12 protein-coding genes are annotated in these 14,709 nt (G+C 61.6%); 9 read left to right on the top strand and 3 right to left on the bottom strand.

Annotated features, from left to right (window positions below):
* The first annotated feature begins 455 nt into the window (after nucleotides 1-455).
* The gene (locus tag C5F70_RS05210) at nucleotides 456-914 is read left to right on the top strand and encodes a transposase (protein WP_104902842.1); all 459 of its coding nucleotides are present in this window, start codon (nucleotides 456-458) and stop codon (nucleotides 912-914) included.
* Between the two features lie 252 nt (nucleotides 915-1,166).
* Here C5F70_RS05210 and C5F70_RS05205 read toward each other — a convergent pair whose 3' ends face one another.
* Both C5F70_RS05205 and C5F70_RS05200 read right to left on the bottom strand, forming a co-directional pair.
* On the bottom strand, nucleotides 1,167-2,450 hold the full coding sequence (locus C5F70_RS05205; RefSeq protein ID WP_104902841.1) for a Zn-dependent hydrolase: 1,284 nt from the start codon (nucleotides 2,448-2,450) through the stop codon (nucleotides 1,167-1,169).
* Between the two features lie 132 nt (nucleotides 2,451-2,582).
* Nucleotides 2,583-4,070 carry an NCS1 family nucleobase:cation symporter-1 gene (locus C5F70_RS05200; RefSeq protein WP_046485631.1) on the bottom strand — a complete coding sequence of 496 codons (1,488 nt, stop codon included), beginning with the start codon at nucleotides 4,068-4,070 and terminating at the stop codon, nucleotides 2,583-2,585.
* A 602-nt stretch (nucleotides 4,071-4,672) separates the two neighbouring features.
* Here C5F70_RS05200 and hydA point away from each other — a divergent pair.
* The 3 genes from hydA to preA all read left to right on the top strand — a co-directional run bounded on the left by hydA (nucleotide 4,673) and on the right by preA (nucleotide 8,910).
* Nucleotides 4,673-6,112 (top strand): dihydropyrimidinase, encoded by a 1,440-nt coding sequence (gene hydA / locus C5F70_RS05195; RefSeq protein ID WP_046382829.1) that lies wholly within the window; start codon nucleotides 4,673-4,675, stop codon nucleotides 6,110-6,112.
* A 156-nt stretch (nucleotides 6,113-6,268) separates the two neighbouring features.
* Nucleotides 6,269-7,636, top strand: a complete 1,368-nt coding sequence (locus tag C5F70_RS05190) for an NAD(P)-dependent oxidoreductase (protein ID WP_104904530.1) — start codon at nucleotides 6,269-6,271, stop codon at nucleotides 7,634-7,636.
* On the top strand, nucleotides 7,636-8,910 hold the full coding sequence (gene preA / locus C5F70_RS05185) for an NAD-dependent dihydropyrimidine dehydrogenase subunit PreA (protein ID WP_104902840.1): 1,275 nt from the start codon (nucleotides 7,636-7,638) through the stop codon (nucleotides 8,908-8,910). Before C5F70_RS05190 ends, preA begins: the two co-directional genes overlap by 1 nt.
* A 427-nt stretch (nucleotides 8,911-9,337) precedes the next feature.
* Here preA and C5F70_RS05180 read toward each other — a convergent pair whose 3' ends face one another.
* Nucleotides 9,338-9,958 (bottom strand): TetR/AcrR family transcriptional regulator, encoded by a 621-nt coding sequence (locus C5F70_RS05180; protein WP_046485637.1) that lies wholly within the window; start codon nucleotides 9,956-9,958, stop codon nucleotides 9,338-9,340.
* Nucleotides 9,959-10,073: 115 nt separating this feature from the next.
* Between C5F70_RS05180 and copC the strand changes: the two genes are divergently transcribed.
* From copC to C5F70_RS05155, 5 genes are all read left to right on the top strand, one after another.
* Nucleotides 10,074-10,439, top strand: coding sequence for a copper homeostasis periplasmic binding protein CopC (copC, locus tag C5F70_RS05175; protein ID WP_017847464.1), 366 nt, complete (start codon nucleotides 10,074-10,076; stop codon nucleotides 10,437-10,439).
* 3 nt (nucleotides 10,440-10,442) lie between these two features.
* Nucleotides 10,443-11,300, top strand: coding sequence for a copper homeostasis membrane protein CopD (gene copD, locus C5F70_RS05170; RefSeq protein WP_104902839.1), 858 nt, complete (start codon nucleotides 10,443-10,445; stop codon nucleotides 11,298-11,300).
* A gap of 177 nt (nucleotides 11,301-11,477) precedes the next feature.
* Entirely contained in the window at nucleotides 11,478-12,740 is a 1,263-nt protein-coding gene (locus C5F70_RS05165) for an OprD family porin (RefSeq protein WP_104902838.1), read from the top strand.
* Between the two features lie 196 nt (nucleotides 12,741-12,936).
* The gene (locus C5F70_RS05160; RefSeq protein ID WP_017847467.1) at nucleotides 12,937-13,758 is read left to right on the top strand and encodes an NAD(P)-dependent oxidoreductase; all 822 of its coding nucleotides are present in this window, start codon (nucleotides 12,937-12,939) and stop codon (nucleotides 13,756-13,758) included.
* Nucleotides 13,759-13,788: 30 nt separating this feature from the next.
* Nucleotides 13,789-14,664 (top strand): SMP-30/gluconolactonase/LRE family protein, encoded by an 876-nt coding sequence (locus tag C5F70_RS05155; RefSeq protein ID WP_104902837.1) that lies wholly within the window; start codon nucleotides 13,789-13,791, stop codon nucleotides 14,662-14,664.
* Nucleotides 14,665-14,709 lie beyond the last annotated feature (45 nt).

The following is a 14,709-nucleotide window of genomic DNA, read 5'->3' as shown; positions in this document are numbered from 1 at the left end:
ACACTGGTCCGGCGCCAGACACACAATGCATGAACACCGCAGAACCCATGTGGGAGGATTCAAGCCAACCCCACACTGGTCCGGCGCCAGACACACAATGTATGAACACCGCAGAGCCCATGTGGGAGGATTCAAGCCCATCCCACACTGGTCCGGCGCCAGACACACAATGTATGAACACCGCAGATCCCATGTGGGAGGATTCAAGCCAACCCCACACTGGTCCGGCGCCAGACACACAATGTATGAACACCGCAGAGCCCATGTGGGAGGATTCAAGCCCATCCCACACTGGTCCGGCGCCAGACACACAATGTATGAACACCGCAGATCCCATGTGGGAGGGAGCTTGCTCCCGATAGCGTTCGCACAGACACATCCTGCCAAAAGCCTGCCCTTCAACCTGCAGTTCACCCATCTAGCCTCTCAAAACACACCCAGAGAGAGGCCAGGGAATGCCCGACTTACCCGCTTCACACCGCCTGCGTATCGGCCGATTCAGCGAACCCAACCGTATCTACCTCATCACCACCAACACCCACGAACGCATCCCGATATTCAAGAATTTCCATCTCGGTCGCTTGGTGGTCTGGCAGTTTCGATTAGCTCAGTACCAAGGGCTGGCGAACTCCCAGGCATGGGTGATCATGCCGGACCATTTCCATTGGCTGCTCGAACTGAAAAAAGGTTCGCTGGCTGACCTGATGCGCCAGGTGAAGTCCAAAAGCACACGGAGCGTCAACGGTGCGAGCGGACGCAAGGGGCGGCTTTGGCAGGAAAGTTTCCATGACAGGGCACTGCGCAAGGAAGACGACCTGGTGAAAATGGCCAGGTATGTGGTGGCCAATCCATTGCGGGCGGGATTGGTTAGCCGGATTGGCGACTACCCGTTGTGGGATGCCATTTGGGTATAGACACAGTTCAACTGTGGGAGGGGGGGGCTTGCTCGCGATGGCGGTGGGTCAATCACATGTGTATCGGCTGAACCACTGCTATCGGGAGCAAGCTACCTCCCACACTGATCCTGCGCCAGACACACAATGTATGAACACCGCAAAACCCATGTGGGAGGGAGCTTGCTCCCGATAGCAGTGGTTCAGCCAGCTTATCTGTAACTGACCCACCGCCATCGCGAGCAAGCCCCCTCCCACAGGTTTTACCGCATTTCAGGCCGCGCGTTTGCCGCTGGCAATGGCGGCCGAGGCGGCCACCATCGCCCGCAACAACACCGCACACCCCGCCGCCAGGTCATCCGGCGCGGCGTTTTCGATTTCGTTGTGGCTGATGCCGCCTTCGCATGGCACGAAGATCATCCCCGCCGGGCCGAGTTCGGCGACGAAGATCGCGTCGTGCCCTGCCCCGCTGACGATGTCCATGTTCGACAACCCCAACCCATTCGCCGCATCGCGCACTGCGTCGACGCAACCCTTGTCGAAATACAGCGGCGGGAAGTCGGCGGTGGGTGTCATTTCAAAACTCAACCCATGCTTGGCGCAGGTCTCGTCGATCACCTGGCGTACCTGGCCGATCATCGAATCCAAGCGCGCCGGTTCCAGGTGGCGGAAGTCCAGGGTCATACGCACTTCACCCGGGATGACGTTGCGTGAGCCCGGATAAGCCTGCAAACAACCGACAGTGCCACACGCATGCGGCTGATGCCCCAATGCCGCCGCATTCACCGCTGCGACCACGGCGGCCGCGCCGACCAGGGCGTCCTTGCGCAGGTGCATCGGCGTCGGCCCCGCGTGGGCTTCAACGCCGCGCAGGGTCAAGTCGAACCACTTTTGCCCGAGGGCACCGAGCACCACGCCGATGGTTTTCTTTTCATCCTCAAGAATCGGCCCCTGTTCGATATGTGCCTCGAAATAGGCGCCGACTTTGTGCCCACTCTCCGACCGCGTCCCCGCATAGCCGATCGCATTCAGTGCCGCGCCGACGCTGATACCCTGCGCATCGACCTTGGCGAGGGTGTCGGCCAGGCTGAATTTCTCGGCAAACACCCCCGAGCCCATCATGCACGGCGGGAAGCGTGAGCCCTCTTCGTTGGTCCACACCACCACTTCCAGCGGCGCCTCGGTTTGCACCTTGAGGTCGTTGAGGGTGCGCAACACTTCCACACCGGCCAGCACGCCGAAGCAGCCATCGAACTTGCCACCGGTGGGCTGGGTGTCGATATGGCTGCCGGTCATCACTGGCGGCAGGTCGGGGTTACGCCCGGGGCGACGGGCGAAGATGTTGCCGATACCGTCGACGGTCACGCTGCACCCGGCCTCTTCGCACCATTGCACGAACAGGTCGCGGGCCTGGCGGTCGAGGTCAGTGAGGGCCAGGCGGCACACGCCGCCCTTGGCGGTGGCGCCGAGCTTGGCCAGCTCCATCAACGACTGCCACAAACGGTCGCGGTTGATGTGCTGATGGGTCGATTGCAGAACGTCCAGGGCAGCGTTCATGGGGATCTCCTCAGGCTACATGTTATGAATGGAATGCAGTTCAAAGGTGGGAGGGGGCTTGCTCCCGATTGCAGTGGGTCAGTCACCCATGCAGTGGTGGAATGACCACCTGTTTGACTGCATGCCATCGCGTTACAGCAGGGATTTGGCCGGCATCGGCGTCAGGCCACGCCTGGCATTCAGGCCGTAATACAACACGCCGCCCAACGCCGAACCGGTAAACCAGCCATAGCTGTAGAACCAGCTGAACACGTCGCTGCCCAATGACAGCAAGGTCAGCACCACCGGCACGCCAAACGCGACAAACCCGCTCCAGTTCCACGCCGGGTACACGTCGTCACGGTACAAACCGGCGAGGTCCAGGCGCTGTTTGCGCGTGATGAAGTAGTCCACCACCATGATCCCGGCGATCGGCCCCAGCAGGCTGGAATAGCCGAGCAACCAGTTGGAATACACCGTCTCCAGGCTCACATCGGAAACGATCAGCCCGAGCTTCTTCAGCAGCTCGTGGCCCATCAACACCAACCCCACCAGGCCGGTGAGAATCACTGCCGAAGTGCGGTTGATCAGCTTGGGCGCAATGTTCTGGAAGTCGTTGGTGGGCGACACGATGTTCGCCGCCGTGTTGGTGGACAAGGTGGCGACGATGATCAATGCCATGGCCACGGCGACCCACACCGGGCTCTGGATATGCCCGATCAGCGTCACCGGGTCGGACACGCTGACGCCCACCAGCTTCACCGACGCGGCGGTCATGATCACACCGAGGGCGGCGAACAGGAACATGGTCAGCGGCAGGCCGAAAATCTGCCCGAGGATCTGGTCCTTCTGGCTCTTGGCGTAGCGGCTGAAGTCGGGAATATTCAGCGACAAGGTGGCCCAGAACCCCACCATCGCGGTCAGGCCGGCCATGAAGTAACCGGTCAGGCTTGCACCTTCGGGGCGTTTGGGCGGGATCGCCATCAACTCGCTGAGGGACACGTTCGGCATCGCCCACACCAGCAGGCCAATGCCCACCGCCACCAGCAGCGGTGCCGACAGGGTTTCCAGGCGCTTGATCGACTCGGCGCCGCGCAGCACCACCCACAGGTTGAGGGTCCAGAAGATCATGAAGCCGATCACCTCACCGGTGCCGCCCAAGGCCTTCCACCCCTCGAAAATCGAGCCCAGGAACAGGTGAATCGCCAGCCCGCCGAACATGGTCTGGATGCCGAACCAGCCGCACGCCACCAGCGCTCGGATCAGGCACGGCACGTTGGAACCGAGGATGCCGAACGACGAACGCAGCAACACCGGGAACGGAATGCCGTACTTGGTACCGGGGAAGGCGTTGAGGGTCAGCGGGATCAGCACCACGATATTGGCCAGGAGGATCGCCATCAGCGCCTCGCCCACCGACAAACCGAAGTACGCGGTAAGCACCCCGCCCAGCGTGTAGGTGGGCACGCAGATCGACATGCCGACCCACAGCGCGGTGATGTGCCACTTGTTCCACGTGCGTTCATGCACCTTGGTCGGTGCCATGTCGTGGTTGTAGCGAGGGCTGTCGAGGACGTCGGGGCCGGCGTCGAGTTCGTACAGGCCGTTGCGTTCAATAACTTGCGATCTGTTCTGTTGCATGGCCGCTCCACGGTTTTTTCGAATTATTGTTGCTCACCTGCAAGGTCGGTGCAGGTGGCCGGAGTACCTCGTAAACAACATGACATCAAGGGTCCGGCCAGCCGCCACTGCACTCAATAAACGTGCCGACAACCCGCCCTGACCCTGCACCGCATATATAACTCGCTGATGTTTATCAGCTTTATTTCAAACGCCGATGAGTCCTTCGGTACTTGCCGCGTGACGCAGGCTGGATAACGCGCAAGTTGTCCGAACGTTCAGGACTCAATCTGGTGCAACACAATTATTTTTATTTACCGCCGCCGTCAAGCGGCATGTCTCAAGCGCCTGATTTGCAATAAGAAATGTTGTTCATATTTGGAACCTGTCAAGTGCGTCAAAATGGTGATCAGTCGCCACATTTTGGTGATTTTAATTTTTTATCCTTATATTTCAATTAGTTAAAACACAACTAAGCGTAGGAAAAATCTTCTTGCTCATTCTAAAAACACCGGCTAGTTTCTATTCCTGTCACCGATGACAGGTTTTTACCAAGCCTGCGCTGAAAACAACTACAACACTTAGAACTGGCACCAGCCGGTCAAGCCTGTGAGGAACTCGACATGTCGCTGTTGATCCGTGGCGCCACCATCATTACCCACGACGAAAGTTACCGCGCCGATGTTTTATGCGCAGACGGTCTGATTCGCGCGATTGGCACGGGCCTGGATATTCCCGCTGGCACCGAAGTACTCGATGGCAGCGGCCAATACTTGATGCCCGGCGGCATCGACCCGCACACCCATATGCAACTGCCCTTCATGGGCACCGTGGCCAGTGAGGATTTTTTCAGCGGCACGGCGGCGGGTCTGGCGGGGGGCACCACCTCGATCATCGACTTTGTGATTCCCAACCCACAGCAATCCTTGCTCGAAGCCTTTCACCAATGGCGCGGCTGGGCGCAGAAGTCGGCGGCCGACTATGGCTTTCACGTGGCGATCACCTGGTGGAGCGAGCAGGTGCGCGAGGAAATGGCCGAGCTGGTCAGCCATCACGGCGTCAACAGCTTCAAGCATTTCATGGCCTACAAGAACGCGATCATGGCGGCCGACGATACCCTGGTGGCCAGCTTCGAACGCTGCCTGGAGCTGGGCGCGGTACCCACCGTGCATGCGGAAAACGGCGAGTTGGTATATCACCTGCAACGCAAGCTGATGGCCCAGGGCATCACCGGGCCGGAAGCGCACCCGCTGTCGCGTCCGTCCCAGGTCGAGGGCGAAGCGGCCAGCCGCGCGATCCGTATCGCCGAGACCATCGGCACGCCGTTGTACCTGGTACACGTCTCGACCAAAGAGGCGCTGGATGAAATCACCTATGCGCGCGGCAAGGGCCAGGCGGTGTACGGCGAAGTGCTCGCCGGGCATTTGCTGCTGGACGACAGCGTCTACCGCCACCCCGACTGGCAGACCGCCGCCGGCTACGTGATGAGCCCGCCGTTCCGCCCGCGCGGGCATCAAGAGGCGCTGTGGCATGGCCTGCAATCCGGCAACCTGCACACCACCGCCACCGACCACTGCTGCTTCTGCGCCGAGCAAAAAGCCGCCGGGCGTGACGATTTCAGCAAGATCCCCAACGGCACCGCCGGTATCGAAGACCGCATGGCGCTGTTGTGGGATGAAGGGGTCAACACCGGGCGCCTGTCGATGCAGGCGTTCGTCGCGCTGACCTCCACCAACACCGCGAAGATCTTCAACCTCTACCCGCGCAAAGGCGCAATCCGCGTCGGTGCCGATGCCGACCTGGTGCTGTGGGACCCCGAGGGCACGCGCACGATTTCCGCCAAGACCCACCACCAGAACGTCGACTTCAACATCTTCGAAGGCAAGACCGTGCGCGGCGTGCCGAGCCACACCATCAGCCAGGGCAAGCTGGTCTGGGCCGACGGCGACCTGCGCGCCGAACGCGGTGCCGGGCGGTATGTGGAACGGCCGGCGTATCCGTCGGTGTTCGAGCAGTTGAGCAAGCGGGCTGAGCGTTCCAAGCCGGTTGCTGTGAACCGCTGAGACCGCTATCGGGGGCAAGCCCCCTCCCAAAATTGACCGCATGCTTTCAGACACAATGCGATCACTGTGGGAGGGGGCTTGCCCCCGATGAGGCCAACCCAGGCAACAAAAATGCCCGCCAGAGGCAATCCGAAAAAAAACCGTGAGGCCCACACCGTGATCCAGACCCTGACCCACCTCCCCCATCCCCATGAAGACGGGGCGACCCTCGCCAGCCATTTCACCGACCTGGCACCGCCCCTCAACGCCCGCCAGGCGCAACTGGAAGCCTCGCGCTGCCTGTATTGCTACGACGCGCCGTGCGTGAATGCGTGCCCCAGCGAAATCGACATCCCATCGTTCATCCGCAACCTCCACACCGACAACGTGCAAGGCGCCGCGCAGAAGATTCTCTCGGCCAATATCCTCGGCGGCAGCTGCGCCCGGGTCTGCCCCACCGAGATCCTGTGCCAGCAAGCCTGCGTGCGTAACCACGGCGAAGAATGCGCGCCGGTGCTGATCGGCCTGTTGCAACGCTACGCCATCGACAACGCGCACTTCAGCGAACACCCGTTCCAGCGCGCCGCCACCACCGGCAAGCGCATCGCCGTGGTCGGCGCCGGACCGGCCGGCCTGGCCTGCGCCCATCGCGCCGCGTTGCACGGCCACGATGTGGTGATCTTCGAAGCCCGGGAAAAAGCCGGCGGCCTGAATGAATACGGGATCGCCAAGTACAAACTGGTGGATGACTTCGCGCAGAAGGAGCTGGAGTTCCTGCTACAGATCGGCGGCATCGAGATCCGTCACGGCCAGCGCCTGGGCGACAACCTGTCGTTGAGCGAACTGCATCAGCACTTCGATGCGGTGTTCCTCGGCCTCGGCCTGGCCGCCAGCAAGCAACTCGGCCTGCCCCATGAAGACGCACCCGGCCTGCTCGCCGCCACCGACTACATCCGCGAACTGCGCCAGGCCGACGACCTCACCCAATTGCCCCTGGCCGACCGCTGCATCGTGCTCGGTGCCGGCAACACCGCCATCGACATGGCCGTGCAAATGGCCCGCCTCGGCGCCCGCGACGTCAACCTGGTGTATCGCCGGGGCCTGGCGGACATGGGCGCCACCAGTCACGAGCAGGACATCGCCAAGGCCAATCAGGTTCGCCTGCTGACCTGGGCCCAGCCGGAGGAAGTGCTGCTGGACGAGCAAGGCCATGTGCGCGGCATGCGTTTCGCCCGCACGCACCTGGACAACGGGCGCCTGCAACCCACCGGCGAAACCTTCGAATTGGCCGCCGATGCGATCTTCAAAGCCATCGGCCAAGGTTTCGACAACGCCGCACTGCACGACCCGCTGGCCCAGCAACTGCAGCGAGTCGGCGAACGCATCTTCGTCGACGAACACCTGCGCACCAGCATCCCCGGCGTGTATGCCGGCGGCGACTGCGTCAGCCTCGGCCAGGACCTCACCGTGCAGGCGGTGCAACACGGCAAGCTGGCGGCAGAAGCCATGCATGCCCAACTCATGCTCAACGTGGAGGCTGCGTAATGGCCGATCTCTCGATTGTCTTCGCCGGTATCAAAGCCCCCAACCCGTTCTGGCTGGCCTCCGCGCCGCCCACCGACAAAGCCTACAACGTGGTCCGCGCCTTTGAAGCGGGCTGGGGCGGCGTGGTCTGGAAAACCCTCGGGGAAGACCCGGCGGCGGTCAACGTGTCGTCGCGTTACTCGGCGCATTACGGCGCCAACCGCGAAGTGCTGGGCATCAACAATATCGAGCTGATCACCGACCGCTCTTTGGAGATCAACCTGCGCGAAATCACCCAGGTCAAAAAGGACTGGCCGGACCGCGCGCTGATCGTGTCGCTGATGGTGCCGTGCGTCGAAGAGTCTTGGAAAAACATCCTGCCGCTGGTGCAAGCCACCGGCTGCGACGGCATCGAGCTGAACTTCGGCTGCCCCCATGGCATGCCCGAGCGCGGCATGGGCGCGGCGGTCGGCCAGGTACCGGAGTATGTGGAACAGGTGACGCGCTGGTGCAAGACGTACTGTTCGCTGCCGGTGATCGTCAAGCTCACGCCGAATATCACCGACATCCGGGTGGCGGCGCGTGCGGCGTATCGCGGCGGTGCGGATGCGGTGTCGCTGATCAACACCATCAACTCCATCACCAGCGTGGACCTGGAACGCATGGTCGCCCTGCCGACGGTCGGCACCCAGAGCACCCACGGCGGTTACTGCGGTTCGGCGGTCAAGCCGATCGCGCTGAACATGGTCGCCGAAATCGCCCGCGACCCGCAGACCCACGGCTTGCCGATCTGCGGCATTGGCGGCATCGGCAACTGGCGCGATGCGGCGGAATTCGTCGCCCTCGGCTGCGGCGCCGTGCAGGTGTGTACGGCGGCGATGCTGCATGGCTTTCGCATCGTCGAAGAAATGAAGGACGGCCTGTCGCGCTGGATGGACAGTCAGGGTTACACCAGCCTGCAGGATTTTTCCGGGCGCGCCGTGGGCAACACTACGGACTGGAAGTACCTGGATATCAACTACCAGGTGATCGCCAAGATCGATCAGGCCGCCTGCATCGGCTGCGGGCGTTGCCACATTGCCTGCGAAGATACGTCGCACCAGGCCATCGCCAGTTTGAAACAGGCGGACGGCACGCATAAGTACGAAGTGATCGATGACGAATGCGTGGGCTGCAACCTGTGCCAGATCACCTGCCCGGTGGCCGATTGCATCGAGATGGTACCGGTGGACACCGGCAAGCCGTTCTTGAACTGGACCCAGGACCCGCGTAATCCCTATCGGGAAGCGGTGTAGTCCAGTAGAGCGCTATCGGGGGCAAGCCCCCTCCCACAGTTGACCGCATTCTTTCAGACAAAATGCAGTTCATTGTGGGAGGGGGCTTGCCCCCGATGAGGCCCTCAGCCTCACCACAAGCCTCAGGGCTCAAACAGTTGACCGCATTCTTTCAGACAAAATGCAGTCAATGTGGGAGGGGGCTTGCCCCCGATGAGGCCCTCAGCCTCACCACAAAACTCAAGACTCAAACAGTTGACCGCATTCTTTCAGACAAAATGCAGTCAATGTGGGAGGGGGCTTGCCCCCGATGAGGCCCTCAGCCTCACCACAAGTCTCAAGTCTCAAACAGTTGACCGCATTCTTTCAGACAAATGCAGTTCATTGTGGGAGGGGGCTTGCCCCCGATGAGGCCCTCAGCCTCACCACAAGCCTCAAGCCTCAAGCCTCAAGGCTCCAACCCAATCCCCCGCAAAATCACCCCCGTCACCGTCTGAATCGCCCTCTCGAACTGCATATCCGACAACGGCTGGTGATCGTTCAGAATCTTCACCTGATGATCAAAGTCGGCGTAGTGCTGGGTCGAGGCCCAGATCATATACAGCAGGCTCGCCGGCTCGACCGGCAGGATGCGTTTGTCTTCCACCCATTGGCGAATTTTCGCTTCCTTCATCTTGGCCCAGTCGTACAGGCTTTCATCCAGCGCCTCACCGAGCGTCGGCGCGCCGTGGATGATTTCGTTGGCCCAGACCTTCGACCCATACGGCCGCGTGCGCGAGCGTTGCATCTTGGCGCGGATGTAGCTGCTGAGCACCACTCGCGGGTCATCGAAGGTTTCGAAGCTCAGGGCATCCTGCTTCCACACTTCCAACAGATCGAACAGCACCGCGCTGTACAGCTCGCTCTTGGTGGTGAAGTAGTAATGCAGGTTGGAACGCGGCAGTTGCACTTCGGCGGCAATATCGGCCATGGCGGTGCTGCCATAGCCCTTCTCGGCGAAGATTTTTTCCGCCGCCAGCAGGATTTTTTCGACGTTGACCCGACGAATTCCGATCTTGTGCTTGCCCATAAGGGCTCCCTGACAAAGACATAACGGAAAGACTACCACCCGCTCTAGATCGGGGCGACAGGAGGAGCCGAAACTTCGTACACTGCCCGTCCTATCCTTTGATTGGTATTGCTCAATGTTGATCAAGAAAACCCTGACCACCGTCGCTCTGCTGGCCTCGCTGCTGGGCGCCTCGGCGGCGTTTGCCCATGCTCACCTCAAGAGCGCGACGCCTGCGGCAGACAGCAGCGTCGCCGCACCGAACGATGTGCGCCTGACCTTCAGCGAAGGCGTGGAGGCGACCTTTTCCAAGGTTTCCCTGAGCAAGGACGGCACCGAAATCGCAATCAAGGGCCTGGCAACGCCGGATGCCGACAAGAAAACCCTGGTGGTGACGCCCGCCGCGCCTCTGGCAGCCGGCACCTACAAAGTGGTGTGGAACGCGGTCTCGGTCGACACCCACAAGAGCAACGGCGAATACAGCTTCAAGGTCGGCCAATAACCTATGGCGACGCTGCTGGTGCTGTGCCGTTTCCTGCATTTCATCGTCGTCTTGTTGATGTTCGGGGCCTGTGTATTCAGGCCATGGCTGATGGGCAATGCACCGCAGCCGGCGCTGGACCGGCAAGTGCTGCGTATCAGCCGAGCACTGGCCTGGCTCGGGCTCGGCTCCGGCGTGGCCTGGTTGCTGCTGATCACGGTCAGCATGGCCGGCAGTTGGGACGCCGCACTGCAACCGGCCACTGTGCAATTGGTGCTGGGCAAGACCTTTTTCGGCCAAGTGTGGCTCTGGCATCTGCTGCTCAACGTGCTGCTGTTGATCGCCTTGATCAAACCCTGGTCGGCGTTGCGCCTGCCCTTGATCGGCCTGCTGCTGGCGACCCTGGCCCCAGTCGGTCACGGCGCCATGCTCAACGGGCTCAGCGGCCAGTTGCTGATCCTCAATCAGGTCGTCCACCTGGCATGCGTGGGCGCCTGGCTTGGCGGTCTGCTGCTGTTGGTATTGATCCTGCGCCAACCGCAGCGCCATGGGCTGGAGCCGATTCTGCTGCGTTTCAGCGGCGCGGGTTATGGCCTGGTCGCCGGCTTGCTGGTCACCGGCTTGATCAACGTGCGTGTATTGACCGGGCAACTGTGGCCCACCCCGCTGTTCAACGGTTTCGCCCTGATTCTACTGATCAAGGCGATGCTGGTGCTGGGCATGTTGGCCCTGGCGCTGCTGAACCGCTTGCGTATCGAGCGCTGCGAACAACGACTGGAGACCTTGAAGGCCAGTGTGATGGCTGAATGGTTACTAGGTATTTTAGCGGTTGCCGCCGTCTCCCTCCTCGGCACCTTGCCCCCGATGGCGATGGCCGGCTGAATCCATAGTCGACACGATCCAACTCCCACACTGAACCACGGCCACTTTTGCTCAGCGAAGCCTGGTCATCGTATAACTTCTGATTGACAAGCCACAAAAACCCCGCAAATATCACCCTTATGTTGTACGACGACGTATGACAAATAATAAAAACAACAAACCCAAGGGAGCGTCACTGTGCGTCCATCCGCCCGCAATTCCTCCTCGCATCTCGGCCTTATCGGCCTCGGCAGCCTGGCTTTCACCCTGCCCCTCATCGCCCAGGCCGAAGGGTTTGTCGGCGACGCCAAGGCCACGCTCAACTTACGCAACGCCTACTTCAACCGCAATTTCACCAACCCGTCCAACCCCCAGGCCAAGGCCCAAGAGTGGACGCAGAACTTCATCCTCGACGCCAAATCCGGCTACACCCAGGGCACCGTGGGCTTCGGGATTGATGTGCTGGGCCTGTACTCGCAAAAGCTCGACGGCGGCAAAGGTACCGCTGGCACCCAGTTGCTGCCGGTTCACGACGACGGTCGCCCCGCCGACAACTTCGGGCGCCTGGGCGTGGCGCTGAAAACCAAGCTGTCGAAGACCGAACTGAAAGTCGGCGAATGGATGCCCGTGCTGCCGATTTTGCGTTCCGACGATGGCCGTTCCCTGCCGCAAACCTTCCAGGGCGGCCAGGTCACCTCCAATGAAATCGCCGGCCTGACCCTCTACGGCGGGCAGTTTCGCGGCAACAGCCCGCGCAACGATGCGAGCATGGAAGACATGTTCATGAACGGCAAAGCCGCCTTCACCTCAGACCGCTTCAACTTCGGCGGCGCCGAATACACCTTCAACGACAAGCGCACCCAGGTCGGCCTGTGGTACGCCGAACTGACCGACATCTACCAACAGCAGTACCTCAACCTGACCCACAGCCAGCCGCTGGGCGACTGGACCCTGGGCGCCAACCTCGGCTTCTTCAACGGCAAGGAAGACGGCAGCGCCCTGGCCGGCGACCTCGACAACAAAACCGCGTTCGCCCTGCTCTCGGCCAAATACGGCGCTAACACCTTCTACGTCGGTCTGCAGAAACTCAGCGGCGACAGCGCATGGATGCGGGTCAACGGCACCAGCGGCGGCACCCTGGCCAACGACAGCTACAACGCCAGCTACGACAACGCCAAGGAGAAATCCTGGCAACTGCGCCACGACTTCAACTTCGCGGCGCTCGGCGTTCCGGGCCTGACCCTGATGAACCGCTACATCAGCGGCAGTAACGTCCACACCGGCACGATCACCGATGGCAAGGAATGGGGCCGCGAATCGGAACTGGCCTACACGGTGCAGAGCGGTGTTCTGAAGAACCTCAACGTGCGCTGGCGCAATTCGACCATGCGCCGGGACTTCAGCAATAACGAGTTCGATGAGAACCGGGTCTTCGTCAGCTACCCGATTTCGTTGCTTTAAAGATCTAAAACCCGGGCACATCCATTGTGGGAGGGGGCTTGCTCCGGTACATCCCAATGACGGTGTATCAGGCAATGTCTCTGTGACTGACCCACAGCCATCGGGGGCAAGCCCCCTCCCACATTGACAAGCGGGGACTCTCTAACAATACTTCGGCATAGTCATACGACAACTTACAACAACAATGGAACACACCATGACCACCACCGCCACGCCTCCCGTTCCATTCAACCGCCTGCTGCTCACTGGTGCCGCCGGCGGCTTGGGCAAAGTGCTGCGCGAACGCCTGCGGCCGTATGCCCAGGTGCTGCGCCTGTCGGATATCGCCGACATGGCCCCCGCCGGCGCCAATGAAGAAGTGCAGCCCTGCGACCTGTCCGACAAACACGCGGTACATCACCTGGTCGAAGGCGTCGACGCCATCCTGCATTTCGGTGGCGTATCCGTGGAGCGCTCGTTCGAAGAAGTCCTCGGCGCCAATATCTGCGGGATTTTTCACATCTACGAAGCCGCCCGCCGCCATGGCGTCAAGCGCGTGATTTTCGCCAGCTCCAACCATGTGATCGGCTTCTATCAACAGGGCGAGCACCTCGACGCTCACTCGCCGCGTCGCCCGGACAGTTACTACGGGCTGTCCAAGTCCTACGGCGAAGACATGGCCAGCTTCTACTTCGACCGCTACGGCATCGAGACCGTGAGCATCCGCATCGGCTCGTCGTTCCCCGAACCGCAGAACCGCCGGATGATGCACACCTGGCTGAGCTTCGATGACCTGACCCAACTGCTCGAACGCGCGCTGTACACGCCGAACGTCGGCCACACCGTGGTCTACGGCATGTCGGCCAACCTCGACACCTGGTGGGACAACCGCTACGCCGCACACCTGGGCTTCACCCCCAAAGACAGCTCCGAAGTATTCCGCGCCCAGGTCGAGCGCCAGCCGCCGCTGGCCGCCGACGACCCGGCCAAGGTCTACCAGGGCGGTGCGTTCTGCGCCGCCGGGCCGTTCGGTGACTGACGTCACACTAACCCAAGGGAGTGAGTTGCCATGACCGCTGAATTGATTGTCGACGCCCGCAACGCCGTGGGCGAATGCCCGGTGTGGGTGCCCGAAGAAAACGCCCTGTACTGGGTGGATATTCCCAACGGCGGCCTGCAACGCTGGAGCGCCGCCACCGGCCATATCGACGCGTGGAAAGCCCCGCAGATGCTCGCCTGCATTGCCCGCACCGATGCGGGCAACTGGGTCGCCGGGATGGAAAGCGGCTTTTTCCAGCTCACCGCGCACAACGACGGCAGCCTCGACACCACGCCCCTGGCCGAGGTCGCGCACCCGCGCGCGGACATGCGCCTGAACGATGGGCGCTGCGATCGCCAGGGCCGGTTCTGGGCCGGCAGCATGGTGCGGGACATGAGCGCAAATGCGCCCGCAGGCATCCTCTACCGTTACGCGTCGGGTGCGGCGCCGCATGCGCAACTGGACGGCTTTATCACCCTCAATGGCCTGGCCTTCAGCCCCGATGGCGGCACGATGTATGTCTCGGACTCGCACCCGCTGGTGCAACAGATCTGGGCCTTCGACTACGACACCGACACCGGCACACCGTCCAACCGCCGCGTGTTTGTCGACATGCAGCCACACCAAGGCCGCCCCGATGGCGCGGCCGTGGATGTCGACGGCGGCTACTGGATCTGCGCCAACGACGCCGGCCTGATCCACCGCTTCACCCCCGACGGTCGCCTGGACCGCTCCCTGCGCGTGCCGGTGAAAAAACCCAGCATGTGCGCCTTTGGCGGCAGTCGCCTGGACACCCTGTTCGTCACCTCGATCCGTGACGACCAGAGCGAGCAGTCGCTGTCCGGCGGCGTATTCGCCCTCAACCCCGGCACGACAGGACTGCCCGAACCCCGCTTCGCCCTCTAGCTGCATCGCTGTGCCGTGAATACAACAATAACAAGACAGGAGTGA

The organism is Pseudomonas sp. LH1G9, from assembly GCF_002949975.1.
GTDB classification, from domain to species: Bacteria; Pseudomonadota; Gammaproteobacteria; order Pseudomonadales; family Pseudomonadaceae; genus Aquipseudomonas; species Aquipseudomonas veronii.
Note: the sequence above shows the minus strand (reverse complement) of the source record. Positions and strands in the feature narration are given on the sequence as shown.

Bases quoted from the DNA above. Each gene is read 5' to 3' on its own strand.
- C5F70_RS05210 (WP_104902842.1), top strand. From the start codon at position 456: ATGCCCGACTTACCCGCTTCACACCGCCTGCGTATCGGCCGATTCAGC.
- C5F70_RS05205 (WP_104902841.1), bottom strand. From the start codon at position 2,450: ATGAACGCTGCCCTGGACGTTCTGCAATCGACCCATCAGCACATCAAC.
- C5F70_RS05200 (WP_046485631.1), bottom strand. From the start codon at position 4,070: ATGCAACAGAACAGATCGCAAGTTATTGAACGCAACGGCCTGTACGAA.
- hydA (WP_046382829.1), top strand. From the start codon at position 4,673: ATGTCGCTGTTGATCCGTGGCGCCACCATCATTACCCACGACGAAAGT.
- preA (WP_104902840.1), top strand. From the start codon at position 7,636: ATGGCCGATCTCTCGATTGTCTTCGCCGGTATCAAAGCCCCCAACCCG.
- C5F70_RS05180 (WP_046485637.1), bottom strand. From the start codon at position 9,958: ATGGGCAAGCACAAGATCGGAATTCGTCGGGTCAACGTCGAAAAAATC.
- copC (WP_017847464.1), top strand. From the start codon at position 10,074: ATGTTGATCAAGAAAACCCTGACCACCGTCGCTCTGCTGGCCTCGCTG.
- copD (WP_104902839.1), top strand. From the start codon at position 10,443: ATGGCGACGCTGCTGGTGCTGTGCCGTTTCCTGCATTTCATCGTCGTC.
- C5F70_RS05160 (WP_017847467.1), top strand. From the start codon at position 12,937: ATGACCACCACCGCCACGCCTCCCGTTCCATTCAACCGCCTGCTGCTC.
- C5F70_RS05155 (WP_104902837.1), top strand. From the start codon at position 13,789: ATGACCGCTGAATTGATTGTCGACGCCCGCAACGCCGTGGGCGAATGC.